Source organism: Pseudomonas ficuserectae, assembly GCF_024584585.1.
GTDB classification, from domain to species: Bacteria; Pseudomonadota; Gammaproteobacteria; order Pseudomonadales; family Pseudomonadaceae; genus Aquipseudomonas; species Aquipseudomonas amygdali.
This window is the reverse complement of sequence record NZ_CP085684.1, coordinates 877,020-901,930: the sequence shown is the minus strand read 5'-3', so window position 1 is coordinate 901,930 and position 24,911 is coordinate 877,020. Positions and strand designations below refer to the sequence as shown.

Below are 24,911 nucleotides of genomic sequence, written 5' to 3'. Positions count from 1 at the left end.
CATGGCGAGCAAACTCACTGCCGATGAAATAACGGGCAAGTTGCTCCAGGGCTCATTTAGTCGATCAGGTCCATCCGTAGATCGACTGCCAGACCCTATAGCAGACACGCCCATGGTACTGACCCTGGACGAGTTGTCAGCGTATGAGCATAACCCTCGCACGGTGACCAACATCAAGTACCAGGAGATCAAGGACTCCATTCGGGTCAGGGGTCTGGATCAGCCCCCCCAGGTCACACGTCGTCCGGGTGAGAAGAAGTTCATCATCCGCAACGGCGGCAATACGCGGTTGTCGATTCTGCGAGAGCTGTACAAAGAAACGGGTGACGAGCGCTTTTACAGGATCAGCGTACTGTTCCGCCCTTGGGATGGCGAGCGTGGGGAAATCATTGCCCTCACCGGCCACCTGGCCGAGAACGACCTGCGCGGTAACCTGATGTTCATCGAGCGCGCCGTAGGCATTGAAAATGCCCGAGCTATCTATGAGCAAGAAACCGGCGAGCCCATATCTCAACGAGAGCTGGCGAAGAGGCTGAAAGCTGACGGTTACCCGGTATCGCAGTCCCACATCAGCAAAATGCAGGAGACAATCCGTTGCCTGCTGCCGGTGATCCCCGCCGCGCTCTACTCCGGTTTGGGCAAACCTCAGATCGAACGGCTGCTGGCCCTTCGTAAAGCCGCCGCTCAGACGTGGCAGACGCACACCGAGGGCAAAACGAACGTCACCGACTTCGAGGTGCTGTTCCAGGACGTGCTGTCAATGTTCGATGGCGATGCCAGCGAATTCGTCTGTGAACGTGTTCAGGATGAACTGATCAGCCATATGAAGGAAGGTACGGGCAGGACGTATGAGCAGGTCCTGCTGAACGTCAACGAAAACCTGACGATGGCACGTCGTTCATCGGTCATTGAAACGCCGCTGCGATTACCACCAACACCGCAGGTGCAGCCCGAAGCCGAGTCCGAATCTGATGCGTACCGGCCCCAAGAGGACCAGGAACCAAAAACGCTGCAATCGGAATCACTGACCCAGTCACCTGACACGCAGGTGACTGCACCGTCGGCTTCTGCCCTGAAAACCGACAAGCCTTTGCCGCCGCCACTCTCTGATGAAGAGCGTATCGCGCGGCTGGAAGCCCATGTCGTCACACCGGTCTCAACCACCGACCGCGTCTTTGAGATCAAGCGTCAGGTTGCGGCGCTGGATGGCGAGGAACTGCCGGACTTCAAAGCCAACGCCTTGGTGTCGATTCCCGTGCAAGCCGGGGGCCTGCACCCCATATCGGATGTCTGGTACATCGAACGAATCATGGACCAGCCCGATGAACTGCGTCAGGTCATGGCTCAGCTTGCTCACGAAATCGCCACGACCTCCGGGCTGAACCGCGACACCGTGGCGCAAGTGCCTGGAGGTCTGGGCTTTATATGTCACGAGCCGCCGATGGACCTGGAACTCACAGAACTGGCCAACAATACCCTGACCCTGCTCCAGGCCATCAGCGGGGTCTACGCCATCGCCCTGAACCGGCAGACGCCTGAGGCTCCCCTGGATGTGACGGAGTTTCAATTCACGGCAGCGCTGGGCCAATTACTGCTTGGCAGCCCCAGGTATGAAGACCGGGAGGCCGTGTTGGCGGGCCGTCTGGATGATGCCTGCATCGTCAAGCTTTTCCGGCTGATCCGGTTAGGCCGCCGGCTGGTCGAGCTGGAAGCGATGAACGTTGATGGGCCATACACCTCGTGAGGTTTTATCGCGGCGTTCTGCGACAGGAGTTTGAACATGTCAAAACGACATAATCCACTGAATGAAGCCATGGTCGCCCAGATTCTGCATCACCTGCGCAACGGTGAGGTGAAGCGCTGCATCGACATGGGCCTGGACCCGGAAATTCTGGTACTGCTCCAGCAGCCTTCCTCTCAGAGCGTGCTGTTGAACTCCAACGTCATCTGGTGCCAGGTGGCGATTGATCCAGACATGGTCAAGCGCCTGCTCTCCAACAAAGAACGGACCGACGAAGAGATCCGCATCGTGCAGCGCGCGCTTCGTCTGGGTGCCACCACACCGATGCTTCAGCAGTTCTTCGGCATGTCGCCGCAAGAAGTCTCTCTGCAGCGAGTTCTGGTCGGCGTACCTGGCAAGCCCGGTCGCTTTCGCGATCTGCCCGATGACACACCGTTATGGCACCGGTTCGTCCAGTTGATGGCTGATCTCAACGTCGATCATACCGACGGCGTCGCCTTGCTCGACGTTGCCATGTTGCTGACAGAAGAAATCAACATTCCGGCTGAAGAGCAGGATCACCACTCGCCCGAACCGATTACGCTGGGCCTGGTGTGGAACAAGATTCAGCAATGGCTGGCTCAGGACCTCTACCCACCGGGGAAAAACCGTAAATCCGCCAGCCTCGTTCTGATGAGCGAATCCCGACGACTGACCAAAGCCAACCCGAAAGGCAGGGCTCCCGAACGTGGCCTAGAAGAAAGCGCCGCTGGCAAGGTAGAAGGCGAACGGATGTGACGAAGATGAACCGGCGCCCTCCCCTGGCAGTCGCCATCAATGCTGCGGCTGGAACACTGCAAAACCACTTGCTGCTCCAGCAGATGAAATTGGCTCAACAGCAGAATGCTGGCTCAGGTTCCACACCCAGTGACACTGAATCCGTCCGCGACGAGCCGTATGCAGGCGTCGTCTTCAGTGGCAATCCACACGAAACGGTGCCCCGTGGCCTGCTGCTCGATGATCGTCTCTCACCGCTTGAGCGCAATGTCTGGCAAGTCTTCAGGCTGCTGATCAACGGTGATGGCGTCACGGCTTTTCCGAGCTATGAAAAGCTACGTCCCTACCTAGGTTCGTCACCGGGTAAATCGGCCTCCAAAGAAACCGTGGCCAAGGCGCTGACCGTCTTGAGACTGACGCGCTGGCTCAGCCTTGGACAACGGGTACGTGACTCGATCAGCGGTCGGGTGCAAGGCAACGTCTACATCCTGCACGATGAACCGGTAGGGTGTGCCGAGGCGATGGAAATCGATCACAACTATATGCAACTCGTCGGCCAGGCGCTTGAACATGCCAACAAAGCCGTCAGAGTCGTTGCAGACCATGCGTTCAAAGAGTTTGCAGCGGCAACAGGCACGATGCCTTCACGACTCGAAGTCATCGAGCAGAGATGGCAGCAGCAGGGATGGCATGACGCTCCGCAAGCCATCGAACACGCACAGGATGGCACTGAGTTCGGAATCCGAACCAAGGGCTCAGACGAGTCAGATTCACTGAGTTCGGAATCCGAACTCAGTGAAAAAAGCGCCGGAGCGAATTTAAAAACACCGGGTTCGGATTCCGAACTCAGTCTGAATTCGGCCTCTTTCGGCTTGGTTCGGATTCCGAACTCATATAGTACGTATACCAATACAAATACATCTGTATGTAAAAGCTTTGTACCGCGCGAAGCTCAGGAAAGTGCGCCGGATCTGCCCTCCGGGTTTGAGCGGTTCACACAGGATCAACGTGACAAGGCGATGATCGCCTTGCAGCGGGTAGAACCCGGGTTGCGAACACCGCTGCTCGATCAGTGGCAACATCGGTGCAAGAGCGGATCCGTGAAGAACCCGTTCGGCTACCTGTTGAGCTGCACGCAGAAAGCCCTGAGTGGTGAATTCAATGCCCAGTGGCAGGCCCCCTCAGCGGCCACCCAGCAGCCACAGGTGGCCGCCAGTCACTCAAGGTCACCGATCACCCAGCCACCCGCTTCCACTCAGGCTCCCCATACCCCAGTCACGAGGGCTTCGCCTCGAGAGCGAGATGTGTCTTCACTGGCAACCGGACGCGACGCCATGTTGAGCATCAAGCAGATGGTTCGACCGAGGACTCGGGGTTGAAAATGCTCGATGATTGCTCCGTTGGGGACGCCCAGCGACATCTGGAGCTGGGTGATGCCAATGGCATCACTACGAACCCCGATCAGGGTGATGCCACTGGAATCACTCCGAGTACCGATCCAGGTGATTCCCCGGGAATCACTTCAAGCACCGATCCAGGTAATTCCCCGGGAATCACTTCAAACACCCAGACAGGTGATTCCACTGGAATCACTTCGAACACCGATCAGGGTGATTCCACTGGAATCACTTCGGCCACCGATCAGGGTGATTCCACTGGAATCACTTCAAGCACCGATCTGGGTGATTCCACTGGAATCACTTCGAACACCGATCCAGGTGATGCCACTGGCAACACTCCGGCCACCGATCAGGGTGATTCCACTGGAATCACTTCAAACACCCAGACAGGTGATTCCACTGGAATCACTTCGAACACCGATCCAGGTGATGCCACTGGAATCACTTCGGCCACCGATCAGGGTGATTCCACTGGAATCACTTCAAGCACCGATCTGGGTGATTCCACTGGAATCACTTCGAACACTGATCTGGGTGTTGCCACTGGCAACACTCCGGCCATCGATCTGGGTGTTGCCCCGGGCATCACTTCAAGCCCCTATCAGGGTGATTCCCCGGGCATCGCTTCGAGCACCGATCCAGGTGATTCCCCGGGAATCACTTCAAGCACCCAGACAGGTGATTCCACTGGAATCACTTCGAACACCGATCCAGGTGATGCCACTGGAATCACTTCGGCCACCGATCAGGGTGATTCCACTGGAATCACTTCAAGCACCGATCTGGGTGATTCCACTGGAATCACTCCAAGCACCGATCTGGGTGATTCCCCGGGCATCGCTTCGAGCACCGATCCAGGTGATTCCCCGGGAATCACTTCAAACATCCAGACAGATGATTCCACTGGCAACACTTCAAGCCCCCATCAGGGTGATTCCCCGGGAATCACTTCAAGCACCGATCCAGGTGATTCCCCGGGAATCACTTCAAACACGGATATTGAGAAACCCCAATCGATCAAGAAACGGTTTGTTACTGACCAGAGCCAGCACGCGCGGGCAATCTTGCCTCTCTCCATCAATCCGCTCATATAAAGGAAGCGCTCAGCATGGCTGACAACTTTCAGCTCAACCTCGGTTCACTGCGAAGCAGCGTCAATCTGACCCTGCACACCCACCACGCCTCAAGGCTCTGGTTTGGTCGTCAACGCACCGAAGGCAAGCCCGGGATGATCGGCCTGAGTGGCTTTGCCAACATCCTCAATCGCATCAAACGTGGCTGCGAACAGGACGATCCTTATTCGGACTGGTTCCTCCTTCTTATAGAAGAAAAGATCGACACCGCCGAACAGGAAATGAAGGACATCGATAACAGGCTGGATGAAGTCATGGCTGCACTGCCCGCCATGCTGTCCATTGGCGAGAACCTGTCCGTGCAGCCCGTGACACTCCCGTTGTATCTGTCGACGCCTTTGGCATTCAAAGCGGTGTATCTGCTGACCGCCTACGACGAACTGGTGCGCCGCATCCTGCTGGCCAGCCACGTCGGCCTGATCGACAACAATGCCAAGGGCCAGTGGCTGGATGAAGGTGCTGCGATCCTGAGACGCCTCTTCGGCCTGAGTCAGCGTTACAAATTCTCGGGCGCTAGCCGGGGAGACTTTGCAGCCAAGAACGCACGCGCCGAGCAAGCGCGCGAAATGTATGCACCGTTTGGTGAAATCCCCCAGGACATCCTGGAGGGCGTCCGACGTTCCAAGTTTGCGCCAGCTCTGGCCACCGCATCAAACAGCCCAGCGGACGTAGACGACCATGAAGACAGTTTCGACGAGGCAATGACACTGGGCCAGTCAGACCACGAACAGCCTGGTTCAGAGTCCGAAGAGTGAGCGGCGTGAAACAGCAGGCGGCTAACGGGAAAAAACTGCAACAGGGTGCCTTTCAGCCTCTGCAACAGGATGCTTTCAGCACCCTACAACACGCGCCCTTCCTAAAAGGCCTTTTAAAACCTTTTAAAGGTAAGGGGGGGATGCTCCAGTTGACCGAGCTGTGCCGTTCCCTTGAAGAAGATTTGAACGCGCTGGCCGAAGACCAAGTGCTGGCCCAGGCGAACAGACATCCCTACACCCTTCTACCGGTTCGGATGGTTCGGCAACGCACAAGCGCCGGCACCGTTTTTCTTCGCTGGCAGGAGATGGGCACTCGGCAGATGGGCGTCAATGTCTGGTCCAGCTTACTGACCGATCCCAGAACACCCGAATCACTGCTCCAGGATCTGCACGCCATGGAACAGCAACGCGTCGCTTTGAACATGCAGATCAGTCTGATTCATAGCATCGGTCGCCAGGCTGCCGAATGCGCCGAGAAGATGGCCCAGGCTGATGCCGTTTACGCAGAACGTCTGCAACAGATCAACCAATCCCGCGTCGCCAATGTCTCTCAGGAGTAACTGCAATGACTGAATCAATCGTCACTTCTTCCAACGCTAACGCGACTTCCGAGGTCAGCATCGAACTGGTCAAGGGCCAGCCCATGACGACCAGCGTCGATATCGCATCGCACTTTGGGAAGCTGCACAAGAATGTCATCAAGGCCATCAAAGCCCTTGAGTGTACGGACTCTTTCCATAAGCTCAATTTTGAGCCGATACAAATTGACGTTGATCTAGGTATGGGTAGAACGCGTAAAGACCCAGCATTCCGCATTACCCGCGATGGCTTTACTTTTCTGTGCATGGGGTTCACCGGCAAGGAAGCTGCACGCTGGAAGGAGGCCTACATCAACGCCTTCAATCAGATGGAGCTGGCCCTCAAAGCCCAGCCCGTGGAAGTCGACAACAAAGCGGTGCTCGCTTTCGCCCTCAAGACACTCGAACTCATGCGCGGCCAATCGCAAGGTCGTCCTCCTCGGCCCAATAGCGAGCAGGTGGTCCAGACCTACCTCGATATCCAGTCGCTGGATCAGGCCACCGCTGAACAGATCAAGCTGGCGTTGATCTTCGTCCAGGGTCAAATCATCGGCGAGGGGTCTGCCGCCGTGAACCTGCCCAATGTCGCGGGCTCCTCCATCGCCAAGGATTTGCTCTATGGCCTGCTGCGCTCGGCACACGATGCCGAACTGATGTTCAACGCGTTGTACGACAAGGGGGTCGAGGCACTGGCCAGCGACGCCTTCAAAAACCACATGACCGGCAAGCTCGCCGACACCTCACGCCAGGCCCGCGAGTTGCTCGGCTACGTCGCCAGCCACGCTGCGCGCACGCCATACGCTACCAAATTCACTCACTGAGGGGACGCACCATGGGCACATCAATAGATTGGGAAGGCAACATCGGCTCTGCTCCAGAATTCAAGGAGTTTGCCAACGGCAACAAGGATCCGCGCCGCTTGCTACGGCTGAACGTCTACTTCGACAACTCAATCCCGAAAAGCGATGGCACAGGCTTTGAGGACCGTGGAGGGTTCTGGGCCAATGTCGAGTTTTGGCATAAAGACGCAGAGCACTATGCCAACGTTTATCAGAAAGGTATGCGGGTGCTGATACAAGGCCGGGCGGTCATGGATACCTGGACCAAAGATGGAGAAGACTTTTCGGCGTTGAAGGTACAGGCCTCTCGTGTGGGCATCCTGCCTGCCCGGATCGAAGCGGTACAAATTGCACAGTCTCACCCTCAGCAAGCGGCCCGTACGCAGCAGCCCCAGCGGGCGCAGAACAACAACGACGACGCACCACCGGATTTCGACGACGATATTCCCGTGTAGATGACCGGTGTGAAAAACCGCGCCTTCTGCGTGAGGCTGCTGGTGGAAATGAAGCTGCTCAGCGTCGTTCTTCACCAGCAGGCAGCTCTTTCTGCACTGTTTATTCGCCAGAGCAAAAAAACGCCCTTTACGTGGATCAGTTGGTGAAAGAAATCTGCACATCGGCGAACCCACGCCACGATGAATCTCTTACGGGTCGAATCTCATGGGTCTCAGAAACTTTGTAACCTATGTCATCCGCATTCCAGACAACACCGCATCAAGAACCGCCCTGACTGCCAAATTGAATGATGCCCACAAACTAAATCCGTTTTCTGGAGAAATGAACAATGACAAATGAAATCGTGAAAACTGAAACGTTGCCAATCATCGTCGAACTGCAGTACGAGGTTGCCCTACAAGCGCCTGACGTCAGGGCCGCGCTTTTCGATTGCGAGGGAGCGCAGGCACGGCGGGACAGCATTGGCCGCAAGCTATGTAGCGGGTCTACTGCTGTGACGGTGCGCGATCTGGAGCGTTGGGAGAAAGCACTTTCCGACGCCAAGAAAGTCTTGATGCAGATTGCGCCCATTTTGGAAAGGCACCCGATTTGCGCTTCTGTGGTTGCCCACAGCTAAATCTGGATATCCAAAAAATCGCCTCGTTCGTGACGCCCTGGATGTCTTCGATCTCCACCACGGGAATCCTCAGTTATGAGAGCAGTTCCTGACGCGATGCGTGACACTCCGGATCGGCGTCGTTTCAACAACCCTCACCATGCCGTGATGCGCGCGGGTGCTGACGCGGCGCGCAGCGGCATCCCTCTCCACGCATGCCCCTACCGGCATCCCGCCATGCGCGCATCGTGGCTACAGGGCTTTGCCCAGGCGCAACAACAAAGCTTCAAGTTTTGACTCAGAGCGATTAAACCACTCCCCCCACGTTTACGGTTACGTATGGCGAGCGCAGATCAGGTCTAGGACAGTGCTGGCTCAAGTCACTTTGAGCTCATTGATTCATGACCGCCGAGCCTATTTGCAAACCAAATTTCGTCCAGACTCTTCTCGATATTGCGAAATTCCCAGAGCGTCATCGTGCTGTTGCCAACACGTGGGCTGATCATTTCGGCGTACCGCCGGAGCGACGTGACGAGTTCATTCTGCACTACCTGACTCACACTTCGTCGACACGGTGCTGGTGCGTTTCACTTCATAACGACGACCGGGTCGCACGGCCAACTGTGGCGCGATTCGGCAGGCAGCTTCAATACTTCGATGGCCGGCTGATTTCAGCTGTGCGCTTTGATGAAAAGCGAAAAGTCCCAGTCCACGCACCCACGACGAGTCGAGCGTTGAAGCTGGTTCATCAGTTGATTACTCATGGGGGTGCGCAAGCACTTCTGACGTCGTTCAGCAAGCACGCACGGGACCTGGCACTGCACGAGGCGCAGCTCAGTATCAAACCGCTCATGAAACTGGATTTCTTGGCGGCCAGCGAAGAAGGCCGAAACAAACGGTTTTACGGTCCACGTAACCGGTTTTACCTTACCTGCATCGGCGCCACGCTGAAAAAGTTTTGTCAGAGCCTGGATCAAGAGCTTTTACACGCCGTACGTTCGGTACAGTGCCCGTCAGCCCAACTGTATAACTGGCTGGCTCGGGGGGATCGTACGCGTCGGCTCCAGGCCTTGAAAGCGCAACCCGTCCTCATTCCAGTGCTGGTCATTGGCCATGCAATGCCTTGGCCGAAAATTGCAGACAGCCTCCTTCTTGAACAGTGCCCATGGAAAGACCTGCAGGAGTACTGCGGCTCCTGTGATGATGATTGCACCAGAGATGGAGCAGGCTTAGTGGGGCACGCAGCCGATACCGGCCTGCCTTTGAACAAAGTGCTGGCGTGGCTGTTTTCCACCCCCATCTCCGCGATCCGCTATCTGGGTCAGCAGCGGGTGTACGACACCGGCAGTGCGTTGAGCCGCTTGAATGCTGAGGGGCTCGAGGCCGGATGGGGCGATTTGATTGCAGGTGCCCGTCTCGGTAACCGTCGCCCGAGCACCAAAGCCCAATGGCGCTCGTTCTATACGTTCAGGTCGGCAATCCCGTGGTCATTGCTTCGAGCATTGCCTGACATGAACGCTCTTTTGGCGGGTTGCCCAACCGACTGGGCAGACCCTGCCTGGTCGAACATCACGACCAAGCTGGTCGATCTCAGAGAGCTGTTCTCCAGCCTCGACAGAGCTGGCAGTCGCGCGGCGTTAAACACCAAGAACCGTCTGAACGCGTTTGTGGGCGGCTTGAGCTTTCGTCAGATATCAAATCTGACCGATGCGTTCCACAGCGAACTCGAAGCGATCAGGGCCAGGCTGGAGAAGGCTATCCCCCCTGAGCCATCAGATGCCTTCACTCGCTGGCCGGGGCTGATGCTCAACACCGACACCATCACCTGCAGTGAAACAGGCCTACACATCGTCGAATTACGCTGCGCTGACGACCTGGACCGGGAGCACCGTGCTCTGGGTCACTGCATCGACACCTACGACTATCACGCATTTTTAGGTAACTGCCGACTCCTGTCGATCCGTTCTAACGGGATCCCGCTGGCATCGGTCGAACTCGCGCTCAGGGCCCATAGTCATGAGCACAAGACGGGGCAATCGGGCAAATGGACTCCCAAGCATCTGCACGTCGTTCAAATCAGAGGCCACCACAACGAAACCCCGGACACGGGCTCGCCGGTGATGAAAGCGTTCAAGAGGTTCATCGCAGAAGTCATGAACGGTCGTCTTCCGGTGAACCTGGACTGGCCCAACCTGGTAGCGAAAATGGATCGCTATGCCGACAAGACCTCAATCTACAACATCCGTTTCGCAGAAGAGGTTATCGGGTGGGCTGAGCGCTTCATGGACAGGGGACTCTGATCATGGCAGCGCCGCGATTGATGAACAAGCGTCCAGTGCTGCTGCGCAAAGCCATTTACGACGGCTATGACTTCGGACTATCCCTGAGTTATCTCGAAGGTGCCAACAAGCTGTTGTTGCGCCGGGGTGGTTTTTTCATACGCCGGTCTGATCACCCGCTAAATCAGTTCTGGCGCGTGCCCAAGGCCAAGCTGCTCGATGACCTCGATGTGCTGTATCGGGAACTGGCGGAGCTCGCGAATGGGAAACACATCGAAAGCTGGCAAGCCTTCCGGGACAGGATCACCTCTGCCCAGTCCGACCTGCACCGTGACGCATTCACTTGGGGGATGAAGTTTCGGCTCGCGCCGTTGGCGGAAGGTGGCGTGATCCTGTCAGGGGATTTTCATCCGGGTGCTGTCGCCATCGCCAAGCGCATGCGCGGAGTATACCTCTCGGCGGGCAAAGCCTGGCGGGTCCAAGGCACCGCGGAGTTGGTCCGAAGCAACCTTATCCTGGAGCTGGGCCTGGCTGAGGATCAGTTCGAGATTCTGGATACCTTGCAAGAACTGCTTGCCGACGGATCTGTTTCTCCGGTGCGTGAAGTCACCAGCATCAGTTTGGGGGGGTACTCCCCGGAGCCGACGAAGTCCGAGGAGGAGGTTTCAGATTCAGGTATCTATTTGGCGTCGGTGCCCTCGATCAAAAACACCGAACTCACGAATGCAGAGATCGACAAGGCGCTCGAGTCTTTTTCTCTCATGGATCACCAGCCTGCTGGTATTCGTCATTTGCTACAGCGCACCAGCGCACTGCTGGCCGATGACATGGGGCTGGGGAAAACTCGCCAGGCGGTGATTGCCGCCGGTATCCGCGCACAGGGCAAACCCGTTCTAGTGATCGTGCTCAACAGCCTGATCATCAACTGGCAGCGCGAAATCCTGATGGTGTTTCCAGAGGCTCAGATTGCCCTGCAAACCTTCGATGCGCAGGCGAGCTGGATCATAGTCAACTACGAACGTCTGGGCGACTTCGTCAAACACGCAAGCTCGTTTGCAGTGATGGTCATCGATGAGGCTCACCGGCTCAAGGAACCCACTGCTGCATGGACACGCCACGGTTTCGATATAGCCGCTCAGGTACAAAACCGCTACCTGTTGACGGGCACGCCTGTGCTCAATCGCGAAGCCGAGCTGCACACACTGCTCAGGCTTTCAGGCCACCCCATCGGTCAGCTGCCCCTCAATGAGTTCTGCGAGCGATTCGCCGGCAGTCCTGAGTTTCGCAAGACGCTTAGAGATGAGATATCTGACTGGATGCTTCGTCGCCGCAAGGATGTGCTGCCCAACCTGAAGGGGAAGCAGCGGCAGACTGTGCCGGTGATACTCAGCCAGGTAGAACGTGACGAGTACAATCAGATCATGCGCAGCGACCAGCACCGATTCGCAAGGCTGGGCGCCCTGCGTCAACTGCTAGAGCGCGTGAAGGTACGGATCCTGGCGGATCTGATGGCAGAGCTGGACGTCGACGACAAGGTGATCCTCTTCTGCGAGTATCAGGAATCTGTGGCCACGTTGCGTGAGCACTGCCTCAAGATGGACGTCGGGTGCGTGACGTTGGTAGGCAGTGACTCGCCCAAGAAACGACAGAAAGCGATTGATGCTTTCCAGCAGGATCCGGACTGCAGGGTATTCATCGGGACCAGGTCGGCCGCCGGCACAGGTTACAACCTGACTGCGGCAAACTATGTCTTTTTCCTGGGGCTGCCCTGGACGCCGGGGCTACAGGACCAAGCTGAAGACCGGGCGTATCGCAATGGGCAACTCCGCATGGTGGTAGTCAAAATTCCCTTGGCTGAAGACACCATCGACCAGCAGCTGTGGCAGATGCTCATGGACAAGCGCGCGCTGGCCAGCGATCTGATCGATCCTGAAGCGGAAGAGCAGAGCAAGCAGACGCTGGCCTGGATGCTTTGACTGTTACCAGCATTCCCATGAAGGGGCGTGACAAAGCAGCTATGAATTTTTTCAGTGCGGCCGCCAGTACATACTTTAGGCAGTTATGAAGAATCTCCCTTTTTTCAAACACTCATGGCACTTTCGAGCTTTAAGCATGTCTGAGCACTTCTTGGGGCATAGTGGCTATGGTAACGTTGGATGGCTTTGTATTGCCACCATCCTTGGACGGTACTTGGCATCGAACCAGCGTGTAAAGGAGGTTGGTCGTGAGTAATGGACTCTATCCATGTACAGCTGCAGATCCCATGGGAACAGGTCCCCAGCAAGGATTGCTTGGCGAAGGGTCATTGCCATGGCCAAGTGTTGTTGCCGCTAGGGCCTTCCCCTCATCCTTGGACATTGCAGGCACTTATGCCACTGATGATCTAAGTGCTGCGGAATTTCTCATCAACGAGCTTAGCTCTCCAGAAGCTGAGCTCTCTCCTGAAGAAACCGAAGACTACTTCACGACGCTGATTTTCTTGTTTGATAAGCTAAAAAAAGCCCCTGAAGTAGCAGCAAAACAGTTTTTGGAGCTCAAGGAGAAGGCGGAAAAAATTCCGGTCGTGGGCCCTTTGCTATTTTCTACGGCTAACCTGCCAGGCACGCTCGCGAGTGGGGGAGGTATTCTTCATGCAGGTTCGAAAGCAACCAAGGTTGAGAACCTACTCGATCTTAGTAAGTCGACAAAGACGCAGCTTAAAAAATGGGCGGCCTCCCGTGGGAAACCAGGAAGTGTCTCTGCTCATCGGGCTTTTCGTGGCAGGATCAAGCTCATTCGCGTAGGCGGTAACTTATACTTTGAAATACCAGCAACGGCCAAAGCCAGTATCTATCGAGTGGGCGGGAAGGTCGTGGGCAATACGATTCATATCCCAGCATACAATGCAGCTAAAACGTTAAAATCGACTGCGCATGTCGACGGCGACTTGTATGGTCAGCGGGGGGTTGGGAAGATGCTTGTCGGGAAAGCCGCCGGTCCGATTCTCGCGTTCGGTCCACAATTGGTTATGGATATAAACAGCGCTACTAGTGGTAGGGATTTTTTAGAGAAAACTGCCTATAGCCAGCCCACGAATGCTTTAGTTTTTGCAAGTGGAGTAGCGATTGGTGCGACCGTGAGTGCGCCTGCGGTAGTAGTAATTGCGATTGGATTAGGTGTAGGCCTCGCAATACAGATTATTATGAGCGACGATGTAAGCGGGTGGGGTACCTCTTTTGGTAATTTGCTGACGGGAAAAGACTAATAATGTTCCATGTTGAACCGCATCGATACTTAGCTACTGTATGGGGGGCTTGGTTTTTGTTCACCCTGCTGGCCGTGTTTTCTGCGGCTATTGCACCGAGCGTGTTAACTATTCCCTCCGCTGTATTTGTGATATGGGTAACATACTGGTGCGTTGACTGCGCGTACCGGACTGAAAGATTTAGTAAGTATGCCAGTCTTAGGCTGTTTACAAATTTGGGTGTTGCCCCTGGATTCGCATTTTTAATGGCGTTAGTCGCGACTTACAAGCAGTTTAAGTTGGGACTTGGCATGTCGTTACTGATCAGTTGTATGCCGCTAGCTCTCTGCACGATTATCTATTCGCTATTATGTGTATGGCGGAGTCCTAGAAAGTCTCTGGTAGTGCGCTCGCAGCGCGTCGAAGTCGTTGAGCCAAAGCAGGAGAATCGTTGGGCACTCGGCGCTGTTGGGGGCGGCCTGGGAATACTGATTTATCCAGTTTTCCACGTTTATAGATCGCCAGCGACGCTGCTCGTCTTTCTATTTATAGTTATTGCCCTATTTATGCTGTTTTACCATCGCACCAGTATTTCATCCCTACGTACTCTGAAGGATCAAGAGGCGCGAGAACATCAGGAATACACATTCATGAATGTGGAAGAGCTTCGTTCAAGGCGCGCAGCGTCTTGGATTGGCCGCATTTTCGCTACCAAGTTAGACCGATGAGTTTTGCAAGTAGCCAATTTTCAAGGAGCGCACAATGTTGACGGATTTTCTTTCCATGCTGAGCCCGCAGAATAAAAGGCTTTTCAAGCTAAATACATTTGCGTCCGGCGGTGAGGAGGAAATGCTGCTGGAGCATTTTTCTGGTTCAGAAAGCCTCTCCCGGCTTTTCGAGCTAGATTTGGCGCTACTAAGCCAGCGTTCCGATGTGAAGCTAAAATCACTCATTGGCCGCCCCGCGACCGTGGAAATCGAACTTGCCGATGGTTCTAAACGCTATATCAACGGCTACGTGAACCGCTTCAGTTCTCAAGGTAGCGATGGTGGGCTTTCTCGCTACAGTGCGGTGCTTGGGCCGTGGTTATGGATGCTTACCTGTAGATTTGACACGCGAATATTTCAAGATAAAACAGTTCAAGATGTATTAACTGAGGTATTTAGCAGCTACGGAGCATTTCCAAAATACGAATTTCGCCTGAGCAAGTCCTTAAAAAATCATAGTTATGTCACCCAGTACCGCGAAAGTGACTTTAACTTTGTACAGAGACTGCTTGAAAATGAGGGGCTTTTTTACTATTTCGAGCACACTGCCGACTCGCACGTGATGGTTGTGGTTGATGACTCCAGCACATTAGTGCCTTTGGCGGAGCAGCCTCAGATTCGTTTTCACACAGCCTCAGTGACCGAGACGGCTGACTCGATTACCCAGTGGAATGCGACCCGCCAACTGCAGTCTGGCAAAGTTTCCGTACGTACCTTTGATTACCGCCAGCCAAATAATGCGCTACCAGTCACCATGCAGAGTATGAATCAGCAGGGAGACATCGACAGCTTCGAGATATACGATTTCCCAGGGCAGTATACTCATGGAAACTATGAGGATGGTGAGGCAATGGTCCGTAACCGGATTGAGGCCTTGGAGTTATTAGGTAAAACATTTTATGGCGATAGCAACTGTCGTGTCATGAAGCCGGGCTATACGTTCGAGCTGACCCAGCACTATGAGCACGATACTGGAACCGCTGAAAACCGGCAGTTCTTAATTATATCGGTTGACCATGTAGGTAGTAATAACTACTTGACTGGTGATCAGGCAGGTTACCTCAACAAATTTGTATGTGTTCGCAAAAAAATTGCTTATCGGCCTCAGTTAGCAACTCGTAAGCCCTCAATTAACGGCCCACAAACCGCCATTATCGTTGGCCCCCCCGGTGAGGAGATCTACACCGATGAAATGGGCCGCGTAAAAGTACAGTTCCATTGGGACCGCTATGGCAAGTTTGACGATAAAAGCTCCTGCTGGGTCCGCGTAGCTCAATCCGGCGCCAGCGGCGGTTTTGGCAGCATGCAGATTCCGCGAGTCGGCGACGAGGTGGTAGTCGTTTTCCTTGATGGCAACCCTGACCGTCCGCTCGTCATGGGTAGCCTCTACAACAGCCAGAACACACCGCCTTGGTCACTGCCAGCCAACAAGACCCAGAGTGGTTTCCTGACCCGGTCGATGAAGGGCGACGGCGGTTCGGCGAATTTCTTCCGGTTCGAAGACAAGGCCGGCGCCGAGCAACTCATCATGCACGCCGAGCGCAACATGGACACCGAGATCGAGCTCGACGAAACCCATAAAGTTGGCAACAACCGCACGATGACTGTCGATGGCAGGCAAACCGAGATCATCAAGAAAGACACCGTGATGAACGTTCAGGAAGGCTCACTGACGATTCAGGTGGATAACCAGTTCATCCAGGTCAACGCTAAGCAACACATCATTCTGCAAGTGGGGGAAAGCAGCATCACCCTCACGCCGGATGGCATTGAGATCAAGGGCAACGCCATTACCACAGTGAGCAAGGGTACGACTCAAATCACCGGTGCGCCGGTCAGAGTCAACGACTGACGTGACTCATTCTCTACAACAACCATGGAGGCTGACTCTGCCAGCCTTCATCATCATCCAGTTAGCGATCACCTATTAGCCGGCGTGGCGCATTGATCAGGAGGGTTGTCATGACGGCACTCCTCCCCCCGCCCGCGCGTCTCAATGCCTCCTCGAATAACCTGAATTGATCCGTTTAGGGTTTAACAGTGCTTTGTAATTGAAGCGCTGGCACCTTGGCCACCATCAAGAAATGGGGTCAAGGCACACATGATCAGGCAGCTTTCCACACTTTCCATACTCGCGTTGTTCGCCGGATGCACGTCTGTAGCGGACAAACCGGTTGGACCAGCTTACGACAGCAGCCAGAATCCTGAGCTGCTCTCGCCAGACCTGTATTCAAATGGCGCCAAGTCAGGTCAGGAGCCGATGGTTCGCTACGGTCGATACGCCCTGGTGAATACCGCTCCACAAGCCGAACAACGCGACCTGATGGCCCAGATCATCGATGTCAGCATTCCTCCCAACATGCACCCGTCCGTCCAGGATGCGATGCAGTATGTTCTCAGTCGCTCGGGCTACACCTTGTGCCCACCGACGACGAATCATGTAAACATCCTGTTCACGCGCCCCCTTCCTTCGGCGCAGTACAAGCTCGGCCCCATGAGCCTGCGCAACACCCTGCAGGTCCTCGCAGGTCCCGCATGGCAGGTCAAAGTCAACGAAGTGACGCGCGGCGTGTGTTTTGTACTGCGCCCTGGTTACCAATTGCCGGAAACTCCAAAACCTGCGGAAGACTCCCCGACACAGCAAAAGTCATCGCCCGTGCCCGCATACCAAGGGAAACTGTAAATGGGGCGGTGGCTGGTACATGAGTGGAAGGTTCTCATCTATAGGAACGCCTTGGCCGAGTATGCAGAGTTACGCGACAGCCGGAGCTCGAACGAAAAAAGCTGACAAAGCCCACACGCCCTGTACGCATAAAGAAAACTCTCATGACCTGACACCGCGACAAGCAATGCGTTAGGGAGCCGCTGATTTATTCGATTTTTCGTCCCTGCAACGCTCTGGAGGCCTTGATTTATCAGGGTCAACAGCTGGGTTTTAGAATAAATCAGCGTCTCCATAAGGTACCAGATAGCCGTGTTCTTCGCGCCTTGCACGCAGCTTGGCAAAGCGGTTAAAAGCCTTTGTTCTCAATTGCCTAAACTGAACGATAGATGAGAAAATTCGCGTGCGCTGTGCTAGATTAAGCGGTGAATGAACAGAATTGGACATTGTTCATGCGTTTCCACGAAAGCCGACCTGGAGAATGAAAATGCTTGGGTTACTTTTTAAAACTAGCAAGCATGAAAAAGAAATCCTTGAATCGCTGCGCGGACTCAAAACGTTACGCATCAGCGATCGCGGTGGAATGTCAATTGACACTCAAGAAATCCTGACAAGCAAACGCTTCATTGAAGCTAGCGAAAAAGCAAGAAAAATTGTGGCTAATGGCTGATGGGGCTGCTTCTCATTCTGCCTATTTTGGTTAGCGGCTACCTATTCTGCAGTGGAAGCATTTACCGGCAAGCGACCATGAGCCGCTACGACGGTCAGCTTTTGTACATGCTGATAGCCAAGACTGGAATTTTCATTTTTGCTGTTGGTTGCGCTGCAAGCTTTGGGTTAATTTACGCGAGCAAACATGGTTTTTTTGCATCGGAACCAAGCAAATATATTGATTATATCAAGTACTTCAAAGGCTTTCTTATCCATAACCAAATAACTGAAGCCAGAGAGGCGCCCATATGGGCGTTTCTTGTTCAAGCATCCGCAATCTCATTGGTAATAGCTTGGCTATCACCACGCCTGTTTACGCTACTGCTAATGATTAGGCATAGGGCATTGGCTCCGACCATCAAAGGTCTGATTCTAGCATCAAAGGTACCTAGCCGACCACTGACGCGGCATCTTATGAGATCTATGCGGGATGAGAACGGCCTGTACATGTTCTCTATGGAAGATCGTAAGGTTTACGTCGGGCGAGTCTCGCATATCGGCGATTTGCACGAAGCCGGTGGTATGGATGAAGATTTCGAGATTGTTCCAACCATGAGTGGCTATAGGGATAAAGATTCTTTAAAGGTTACCTATACCACAGATTACTCTGCTGTAACTAAAGAGATGACACTTAAAGGCCGAAAAATCGATTTCTCAATCGTACTCTCTCAAAAAAACATTGTTTCTATGAGCCCGTACGAGGAAGAAATATGGAACCAGTTCAAAAAACGACAAAAAATATCTTAAAATCGAAACTTCTAGTGTACTGTTTGCGAAATAATTCACCCATGACCTGCAACCTAAGTCATTGATAAAATTTGAATTTTCCGTTAGTCAACAACTGGCTTTTTCGAAAACAGTACACTAGCGCACTGTTTTCGAAAAAAATAGCTGCTGATTCCCGTAGAGTCAACTTTTATCAACGGGTTACCTTATCGATAATTAGTAGGTTATTACGCAAACAGTATACTAAATAACTTTTGAACACTCATCAGACCGTTATCGCATTCTGCGGCGTTTAGGGCGACGCTGATTTATTCTAAAGCACAGCTGTTGCCCCCTGATAAATCAAGGCCTCCAGAGCGTTGCTGGGACGAAAACCGAATAAATCAGCGGCTCCTTAGGTCCAGTTCGGTCGGAGCAAGAGGCCGGATTCTGTATGGCGTTGTATATCAGCTTTTCGATGTTAAGAACCGCCAAAAAGAATCAGAAGAGCACCACACAAAGCGAAATTTCAACCCCCCAGAACTAATCTACGGTTTCCTAGAGCGTTTCATTCAGCAGACAGGCAAGGTTTCCCTTTGAGCCGCAAGCCCTCATCGGAGTCCTTATGCGTTTGTATCTGTGCGAGAAGCCCAGCCAGGGTAAAGACATTGCCGCCGTACTCGGAGCAAAAACCCGGGGTGACGGCTGCCTCAGAGGGCCGGGGGTGGCCGTCACGTGGGGCATTGGCCACTTGCTGGAAACTGCCGCGCCGGATGCCTACGGCGATCACCTGAAAAACTGGAGCCTGGATACACTTCCTATTTTACCTGCACAGTGGAAAGTCATCGTCAAACCGAAGACCGCCAGCCAGTTCAAGGTCGTGAAGCAGTTGCTCAAAGAAGCGACAGAACTGGTGATCGCGACCGATGCCGACCGCGAAGGTGAAATGATCGCGCGCGAGCTGATCGAATATTGTGGGTACCGTGGGCCGATTCAGAGGCTGTGGCTTTCGGCCCTGAATGAGGCCTCCATTCGCCAGGCGCTCAACAGCGTCAAACAGGGTGCGGAAACCTATCCGCTATACCTATCAGCGCTCGCACGCTCCAGGGCGGACTGGTTGATCGGCATGAACTTCTCGCGGCTGTTTACCCTGCTCGGACGACAGGCCGGGTACACCGGCGTGCTGTCCGTCGGCCGTGTTCAAACTCCGACGCTGCGCCTGGTGGTCGACCGGGACCGGGAAATTGCAAACTTCATCCCCAAACCGTTCTGGAACCTCGACGTTCAGCTCTGCGCTGCCGGGCATTCGTTCCTGGCTAAATGGGTCGCCGATGAATCAGTCACCGATGACGAAGGCCGCTGCCTCGATCAGAGCGCAGCAACTGCCGCGCTCAATGCACTGAAAAATAGCCAGACGGCTACGGCTATCTCTGTGGAGATCGAGCGTGGTCGGGATGTCGCGCCGCTCCCTTTCGATCTGAGCACCCTGCAGGAGGTATGCTCGGCGAAATTCGGGCTAGGGGTTCAAGAGACGCTCGACGTCGCCCAGGCCCTCTACGAAACCCACAAAGCAACAACCTACCCCAGAACCGATTGTGGTTACCTGCCAGAGAGCATGCTGGATGAGGTGCCTATGGTACTTGATGCCATCAACCGAACTGATCCCACTATTGGTAAGGCACTCCTGCTGATCGACCCGGAGCAGCGCTCACGGGCGTGGAATGACAAAAAAATCACGGGGCCCCACCATGGAATCATCCCGACCCTGGAACCCGCGAACCTTTCGGCAATGTCTGAGAAGGAGCGCAGGGTCTATGAGTTGATCCGCGCTCACTTTCTTGCGCAGTTCATGCCTCCCCATGAATATGACCGTACCGTGGCCACCTTCGAGTGCAACGCGGTTTCACTGCATGCCGTGGGCAAGCGAATAGTGGTGCCGGGCTGGAAAATTCTATTTTCTAGCTCATCCGAGGAAGAGGGAGACGCAAGTGGGGGTCGGTCACAGACCCTGCCAATGCTGCAGGTTGGCTCTCGATGTGACATCCAGGACCTGCAGCTGAAAGCGCTGAAGACAGAACCTCCCAAGCCCTACACCGAGGGCACGTTGGTCAAGGCAATGAAGACCATCGCCAAGCTGGTCAAGGATCCACGGCTGGCTCAGAAGCTAAAAGAAACGACGGGGATCGGGACGGAAGCAACTCGCGCCGGGACAATCCAGAGCCTGATCGACCGAGGTTCGCTCATCAAGAAAGGTCGCGCGCTGCGGGCAACTGAAGCAGCGTTTTCACTGATCGATGCGGTGCCTCCTGCCGTGGCCGACCCTGGCACCACTGCGATCTGGGAGCAGGCGCTCACCATGATCGAGCAAGGCACCTTGACGCTCGATGATTTCATCTCTAGGCAATCGAGCTGGATCACCAGGCTCGTCGATCAGTACAAGGGCACTACCTTGTCGATCAAGGTTCCCGAAGGTCCCACGTGCCCGTTGTGCAACGCGAAAACCTCGCAGCGCAAAGGAGCCTCAGGTGTTTTCTGGGCGTGTACCAGGTACCCCGAATGCAAAGGTACGGTGAACATCGGTACAGGGAAGAAAAAATCGTCGGGCAAGTCAGCCAAGACGCGCACCGCCACGACGAAAACCGCTTGAACCACTGGATATGGCGGCCTGACAAATGATGTGCCACAATAGACTCATTCACTGTTCCACCCCGTTGGTCACTGACGGTCATCAGTGACACCCTGGAGAAGTCGGCCTTGCCTTCATTCTCCAACCCCAAAGTACGCAAAGCATCGGGAGGGGCGTACAGATCTTGTTGTGAATTCTCCCTGTGTCTCCCTGTTCAATAGCAGACACGCAGCCGTCTAACTCGTGAAAGCGGGTTCATAGGCACATAGGGTTCATGGAAGGTTCGATGCATAATCGTCTCAGGGTCACACTGGTGTTGTGGCCCACTTTTTTTTCAAATTCCCCCGCTTTTTCGGAAGGTAACCTGGTCATCTCGCAGCGCGCTGGATGACCAGGTTACCTTCCGAGGTAGCCACTTTTCGCTGCCGGTGCCCGCCGGTGAAAAAACGGGCTCCTTTTGTGCGCGAATGCGTGCCTTTTGATTACTGGCCCAAGCCACGACAACGGGTCGGGTGATGTCGATGAAGCAATGCGTGCGATCAATGCCCAGGGATCCTCGCTGAGCTTGCGCTCACAGGTGGCACATTTTTCAAGTTATAGCCAAGCCCACATTGGCTGAGAGTGATCGTCTGTGACGATGATAACTCTCAGCACGATTCTCATCGTTATCCTCTTGGCCGCTGCGCTCAAGTGATCCCCGATCTGGCGAGCGCTCTCGCCTAAATGGTGTGCGATTCATCACGTCATTGCCGTTCACCCAAGATCATAAGCGACTCCTGCGCTACTACTGCTTGACAAGCCCTCCCCGAATTCTCATTCTCAAGACATGTACCGCTGACGTTGTCAGCCACATGCCCGGGTAGTCTGGATCTCATGACTACGGTGCGTTCAACGCATTGATCCATCCCTAAGTTCGCAAAGCTTCCGGAGGCGCGAACGATCGGTATTCGGTACCGATGGATGCATACTTCACGTCGCACACCGTGCTGCACTCGGCTTAGCCGAGTCATATCATATAACTCACCTACCCTCGGGGAATACTTTCCCTCGGGGACAAGTGTCTCCGTTTTCTGCTGTTTGAACGGAGATAGACCATGTCGAACCACGCGGCTTCACCCTCACCACTCCAAAATGTTGAGATTACTGAACGCGTCAACATGCTGTACGGCGACGCATGTTGCAAGTTTCCCACATACGAAACCATGGTCCTCAAACATTTCTGTTCGCGGATGATCGAGACTTTTGGCGGTGACGAAACGTCACCCGAAGTGGCGGAGGCATTTGCCTATGCACGCTATGCCTATGATTATCTTTCACCGTCGGAAATTGAGGCACACATGGACGATATTCGTAGTCACGGCATCTGCAGCCACGGTCTGACTGAAGACACTTGTCCTTGCGGGTGTTTTGAGCTCCCCGGGCCAGATGACTATGTGGACTTCAGTACAGATGGATATTACCCCGAGGATGATTCGGAGCTCATCCGCAAAGAGTGGGCCGAGAAAGAGGAGCGCTGGCGTCAAGAGGAAATCGCAGATGCAAGTAGAACCGGCATGAAAGCCATTGTCCTCAACACAAAGAACGCCTGTATCCGTAGTGTCCTCAAGATCTTGCGCCTATGGCGTTGATGTTGTCAGCAGCACCCCAGGTAGTCTGGATCTCATGACTACGATGCGTTCTGCGCATTGATCCAAAAAAAGTTCGCAAAGCTTCCGGAAGGGCGAACGTTCGGCGACCCAATTGCCGATGGTTGCACACTAAACGCGTCACTCACCCAGCGGGGAATCACTCCCCTCTCGGGCGGTGTTCTCCGCATTTTTCCCAGGAGAAACACCATGAGTTCAGCAAGCTTTCGTTTTGGCGTTAGGGTCGGCACGGCATTGCGTGAATGCACACGTGCGGTCAACCAGAAGCTCAGCCCTGCAAACGTCCATATGGCGGCACCGCAGTGCAGGAAAATGCCCGAACCTGCAATGACCCACGACGAGTGCGAAAACTACTGCAGCGTCCCAGCCATAGTGCGTCGCAAAGGGATCAACCTTCATGATTGGTATGAGGCTAATACGCAAGAAGCTCAGACCAAACCAGCGAAGAAACCCCGCAAACCTCGCGCATCAAAGGCACCCGCCACCTCCCAAAAGCAGGATGCTGAACCAGCCGTTAAGGGCCTTGTACTGGGCTCTCTGGACCCGCTCATTGCTTGATAATCCCCCTCCCCCGACAAGCCCCTCATTCATTGAGGGGCTTTTTTCATTGGGAGGGTTGACAAACGAATCGCCCGTAAAGGATTCTAAAGCCATGTACCGCTGACGTTGTCAGCAACATGCCCGAGGTAGTCTGGATTTCATGACTACGATGCGTTCCACGCATTAATCCAACCCCTAGTTCGCAAAGCATTCGGAAGCGCGAACGGTTGATCAGATTATTTGATTGATGAATGCACATTGATTCTCACACCCATCGGGACCTTTCCCGTAGGGTAGGTCTCGCGCTCAGCAGGAGACCTTCATGAAAAGCAGTATTGCGCTGTACCAAGCATTGATTTCGATTGATGTCGAGGAAACCCGCGCCGCTGCAGTTGTCGATGCCTTGGAGTCTGACATGCAAACGCAGCTCGCCACCAAAGCCGATCTCGACAAACTTGAACTCAAACTTTCAATTCGTATGGCACTCATGCTGACTGCGGCTGTAGGTGTCATGCTTACTGCGTTCAGATTCATGCATTGATTGTCGTGAAATTTCGCTCTACCACCCATGCGGGGAATACCTTCCCCCTGGGCGAAGTGTATCTCCGCTTTGATCATTCAAAACTGGAGACACACCATGAGCAACTCGACTAACGAAAGCAAATACTTCGACCTGCATACCACTGGTATTGGCTATCTCAACCGCATTCGTGAAGTGAAACCCCGTAAAGGGAATCCTTTCATGGCTGTCACAGTGGCCGCGCTCAAAGGCAGCACTGACTCGGCTGAGTACGCTTACATCGATTGCAACGTGGTTGGCGCTGAAGCTGAGAAGCTGATTCGCCGATGCCAGGAAGCAGTTGATGCTGGTAAGAAAGTTCTTGTTTCTTTCCGCATCGGTGATATTTGGGCTGATGTTTTCACCTACACCAGTGGTGCCAAGCAAGGGCAAACAAGTGCCAGCCTCAAAGGCCGTCTCTTGTACCTTGCCTGGATCAAAATTGAAGGTGAGTTCGTTTACGATGCCAAGCCTAAAGATGCGACTACTGTCGAAACTTCAAGCCAAAGCTCCGACGAAACTCCCCCAGCTCAATCTGAAGCCGAAGCACCAGCTAAAACGCCTGTAACAGAAACACCCGCTGCAAAGACACCTGCCAAAAAGCAGCGCGCGCCTAGAGCACAAGCCGCTTAAAAGCATGATTCATTCTCAAGGCGCCCTCCCAGGCGCCTTTTCTTTTTCTCACAACGCAGGTAACGATTCTATGAAATACGCCATCGCTACATTCGTGTTGACGGTGCTCTGCCTATTTTTTCTCGAATGTGGACAACAGACATCCGCATCGCTATTGACTCGAATAGGTGCAAGTGAACTGTTGGCCAGTTTTGTCACCTTGATGACCACAGCGCTCACGTCCTGAAGCATCGCCTCCCAAAGATGCCTCAACAGCAAAACTCAAACCACACGTTTTACTGAACGAAAACCAACCTGATCGGGTAAT

22 protein-coding genes and 1 pseudogene are annotated in these 24,911 nt (G+C 54.2%); all 23 read left to right on the top strand.

Annotated elements, in window-relative coordinates:
* Position 1: 1 nt before the first annotated feature.
* The 23 genes and pseudogenes from LJU29_RS04055 to LJU29_RS03945 all read left to right on the top strand — a co-directional run bounded on the left by LJU29_RS04055 (position 2) and on the right by LJU29_RS03945 (position 24,604).
* A complete protein-coding gene (locus tag LJU29_RS04055) occupies positions 2–1,744 on the top strand; it encodes a ParB family protein (protein ID WP_257111689.1) in 1,743 nt (580 codons plus the stop codon).
* A 36-nt stretch (positions 1,745–1,780) separates the two neighbouring features.
* Positions 1,781–2,518, top strand: coding sequence for a DUF2857 domain-containing protein (locus LJU29_RS04050; RefSeq protein ID WP_007251597.1), 738 nt, complete (start codon positions 1,781–1,783; stop codon positions 2,516–2,518).
* Positions 2,515–3,876, top strand: coding sequence for an STY4528 family pathogenicity island replication protein (locus LJU29_RS04045; RefSeq protein ID WP_257111688.1), 1,362 nt, complete (start codon positions 2,515–2,517; stop codon positions 3,874–3,876). Before LJU29_RS04050 ends, LJU29_RS04045 begins: the two co-directional genes overlap by 4 nt.
* The gene (locus LJU29_RS04040) at positions 3,873–4,991 is read left to right on the top strand and encodes a serine-rich family protein (protein WP_257111687.1); all 1,119 of its coding nucleotides are present in this window, start codon (positions 3,873–3,875) and stop codon (positions 4,989–4,991) included. The genes LJU29_RS04045 and LJU29_RS04040 overlap by 4 nt, the downstream gene beginning before the upstream one ends.
* A gap of 14 nt (positions 4,992–5,005) precedes the next feature.
* Positions 5,006–5,785: a PFL_4669 family integrating conjugative element protein gene (locus tag LJU29_RS04035; protein ID WP_005747011.1), complete on the top strand. Its 780-nt coding sequence runs from the start codon at positions 5,006–5,008 to the stop codon at positions 5,783–5,785.
* Between the two features lie 5 nt (positions 5,786–5,790).
* Positions 5,791–6,345, top strand: a complete 555-nt coding sequence (locus tag LJU29_RS04030; RefSeq protein ID WP_005734579.1) for a DUF3158 family protein — start codon at positions 5,791–5,793, stop codon at positions 6,343–6,345.
* Positions 6,346–6,350: 5 nt separating this feature from the next.
* Complete coding sequence (locus LJU29_RS04025; RefSeq protein ID WP_122325435.1) at positions 6,351–7,184, top strand: Rha family transcriptional regulator; 834 nt, start codon at positions 6,351–6,353, stop codon at positions 7,182–7,184.
* Positions 7,185–7,195: 11 nt separating this feature from the next.
* On the top strand, positions 7,196–7,657 hold the full coding sequence (locus tag LJU29_RS04020) for a single-stranded DNA-binding protein (protein WP_005760514.1): 462 nt from the start codon (positions 7,196–7,198) through the stop codon (positions 7,655–7,657).
* Between the two features lie 9 nt (positions 7,658–7,666).
* Complete coding sequence (locus LJU29_RS04015; RefSeq protein WP_162234942.1) at positions 7,667–7,804, top strand: hypothetical protein; 138 nt, start codon at positions 7,667–7,669, stop codon at positions 7,802–7,804.
* Positions 7,805–7,986: 182 nt separating this feature from the next.
* Entirely contained in the window at positions 7,987–8,274 is a 288-nt protein-coding gene (locus LJU29_RS04010) for a hypothetical protein (protein ID WP_005747017.1), read from the top strand.
* A gap of 75 nt (positions 8,275–8,349) precedes the next feature.
* The gene (locus tag LJU29_RS04005) at positions 8,350–8,550 is read left to right on the top strand and encodes a CrpP family ICE-associated protein (RefSeq protein ID WP_074800021.1); all 201 of its coding nucleotides are present in this window, start codon (positions 8,350–8,352) and stop codon (positions 8,548–8,550) included.
* 104 nt (positions 8,551–8,654) lie between these two features.
* Positions 8,655–10,553, top strand: coding sequence for a PcfJ domain-containing protein (locus tag LJU29_RS04000; RefSeq protein ID WP_257111686.1), 1,899 nt, complete (start codon positions 8,655–8,657; stop codon positions 10,551–10,553).
* A 2-nt stretch (positions 10,554–10,555) separates the two neighbouring features.
* The gene (locus tag LJU29_RS03995; protein ID WP_257111685.1) at positions 10,556–12,508 is read left to right on the top strand and encodes a DEAD/DEAH box helicase; all 1,953 of its coding nucleotides are present in this window, start codon (positions 10,556–10,558) and stop codon (positions 12,506–12,508) included.
* A 287-nt stretch (positions 12,509–12,795) separates the two neighbouring features.
* Positions 12,796–13,776, top strand: coding sequence for a hypothetical protein (locus tag LJU29_RS03990; RefSeq protein ID WP_057454322.1), 981 nt, complete (start codon positions 12,796–12,798; stop codon positions 13,774–13,776).
* Positions 13,777–14,517: 741 nt separating this feature from the next.
* Positions 14,518–16,374: a type VI secretion system tip protein TssI/VgrG gene (tssI, locus tag LJU29_RS03985; RefSeq protein WP_054997596.1), complete on the top strand. Its 1,857-nt coding sequence runs from the start codon at positions 14,518–14,520 to the stop codon at positions 16,372–16,374.
* Positions 16,375–16,623: 249 nt separating this feature from the next.
* Positions 16,624–17,175 (top strand): annotated as a pseudogene (pilL2, locus tag LJU29_RS03980) (PFGI-1 class ICE element type IV pilus protein PilL2); the annotation flags it as partial.
* A gap of 496 nt (positions 17,176–17,671) precedes the next feature.
* Positions 17,672–17,854 (top strand): hypothetical protein, encoded by a 183-nt coding sequence (locus LJU29_RS03975; RefSeq protein ID WP_004663588.1) that lies wholly within the window; start codon positions 17,672–17,674, stop codon positions 17,852–17,854.
* The gene (locus LJU29_RS03970) at positions 17,854–18,642 is read left to right on the top strand and encodes a hypothetical protein (protein WP_019740426.1); all 789 of its coding nucleotides are present in this window, start codon (positions 17,854–17,856) and stop codon (positions 18,640–18,642) included. Before LJU29_RS03975 ends, LJU29_RS03970 begins: the two co-directional genes overlap by 1 nt.
* 583 nt (positions 18,643–19,225) lie before the next feature.
* Positions 19,226–21,247 (top strand): DNA topoisomerase III, encoded by a 2,022-nt coding sequence (locus LJU29_RS03965; RefSeq protein ID WP_257111683.1) that lies wholly within the window; start codon positions 19,226–19,228, stop codon positions 21,245–21,247.
* Between the two features lie 1,073 nt (positions 21,248–22,320).
* Positions 22,321–22,854: a hypothetical protein gene (locus LJU29_RS03960; RefSeq protein ID WP_019740320.1), complete on the top strand. Its 534-nt coding sequence runs from the start codon at positions 22,321–22,323 to the stop codon at positions 22,852–22,854.
* A 207-nt stretch (positions 22,855–23,061) separates the two neighbouring features.
* Complete coding sequence (locus LJU29_RS03955; protein WP_019741155.1) at positions 23,062–23,430, top strand: hypothetical protein; 369 nt, start codon at positions 23,062–23,064, stop codon at positions 23,428–23,430.
* Positions 23,431–23,734: 304 nt separating this feature from the next.
* Positions 23,735–23,953: a hypothetical protein gene (locus LJU29_RS03950; RefSeq protein ID WP_005740009.1), complete on the top strand. Its 219-nt coding sequence runs from the start codon at positions 23,735–23,737 to the stop codon at positions 23,951–23,953.
* Positions 23,954–24,049: 96 nt separating this feature from the next.
* Positions 24,050–24,604 carry an STY4534 family ICE replication protein gene (locus LJU29_RS03945; RefSeq protein ID WP_005740010.1) on the top strand — a complete coding sequence of 185 codons (555 nt, stop codon included), beginning with the start codon at positions 24,050–24,052 and terminating at the stop codon, positions 24,602–24,604.
* Positions 24,605–24,911 lie beyond the last annotated feature (307 nt).

Bases quoted from the DNA above. Each gene is read 5' to 3' on its own strand.
- LJU29_RS04035 (WP_005747011.1), top strand. From the start codon at position 5,006: ATGGCTGACAACTTTCAGCTCAACCTCGGTTCACTGCGAAGCAGCGTC.
- LJU29_RS04010 (WP_005747017.1), top strand. From the start codon at position 7,987: ATGACAAATGAAATCGTGAAAACTGAAACGTTGCCAATCATCGTCGAA.
- LJU29_RS03960 (WP_019740320.1), top strand. From the start codon at position 22,321: ATGTCGAACCACGCGGCTTCACCCTCACCACTCCAAAATGTTGAGATT.
- LJU29_RS03955 (WP_019741155.1), top strand. From the start codon at position 23,062: ATGAGTTCAGCAAGCTTTCGTTTTGGCGTTAGGGTCGGCACGGCATTG.
- LJU29_RS03990 (WP_057454322.1), top strand. From the start codon at position 12,796: ATGGGAACAGGTCCCCAGCAAGGATTGCTTGGCGAAGGGTCATTGCCA.
- LJU29_RS04020 (WP_005760514.1), top strand. From the start codon at position 7,196: ATGGGCACATCAATAGATTGGGAAGGCAACATCGGCTCTGCTCCAGAA.
- tssI (WP_054997596.1), top strand. From the start codon at position 14,518: ATGTTGACGGATTTTCTTTCCATGCTGAGCCCGCAGAATAAAAGGCTT.
- LJU29_RS03970 (WP_019740426.1), top strand. From the start codon at position 17,854: ATGGGGCTGCTTCTCATTCTGCCTATTTTGGTTAGCGGCTACCTATTC.
- LJU29_RS04055 (WP_257111689.1), top strand. From the start codon at position 2: ATGGCGAGCAAACTCACTGCCGATGAAATAACGGGCAAGTTGCTCCAG.
- LJU29_RS04025 (WP_122325435.1), top strand. From the start codon at position 6,351: ATGACTGAATCAATCGTCACTTCTTCCAACGCTAACGCGACTTCCGAG.
- LJU29_RS03950 (WP_005740009.1), top strand. From the start codon at position 23,735: ATGAAAAGCAGTATTGCGCTGTACCAAGCATTGATTTCGATTGATGTC.
- LJU29_RS04050 (WP_007251597.1), top strand. From the start codon at position 1,781: ATGTCAAAACGACATAATCCACTGAATGAAGCCATGGTCGCCCAGATT.
- LJU29_RS03965 (WP_257111683.1), top strand. From the start codon at position 19,226: ATGCGTTTGTATCTGTGCGAGAAGCCCAGCCAGGGTAAAGACATTGCC.
- LJU29_RS03975 (WP_004663588.1), top strand. From the start codon at position 17,672: ATGCTTGGGTTACTTTTTAAAACTAGCAAGCATGAAAAAGAAATCCTT.
- LJU29_RS04005 (WP_074800021.1), top strand. From the start codon at position 8,350: ATGAGAGCAGTTCCTGACGCGATGCGTGACACTCCGGATCGGCGTCGT.
- LJU29_RS03995 (WP_257111685.1), top strand. From the start codon at position 10,556: ATGGCAGCGCCGCGATTGATGAACAAGCGTCCAGTGCTGCTGCGCAAA.
- LJU29_RS03945 (WP_005740010.1), top strand. From the start codon at position 24,050: ATGAGCAACTCGACTAACGAAAGCAAATACTTCGACCTGCATACCACT.
- LJU29_RS04000 (WP_257111686.1), top strand. From the start codon at position 8,655: ATGACCGCCGAGCCTATTTGCAAACCAAATTTCGTCCAGACTCTTCTC.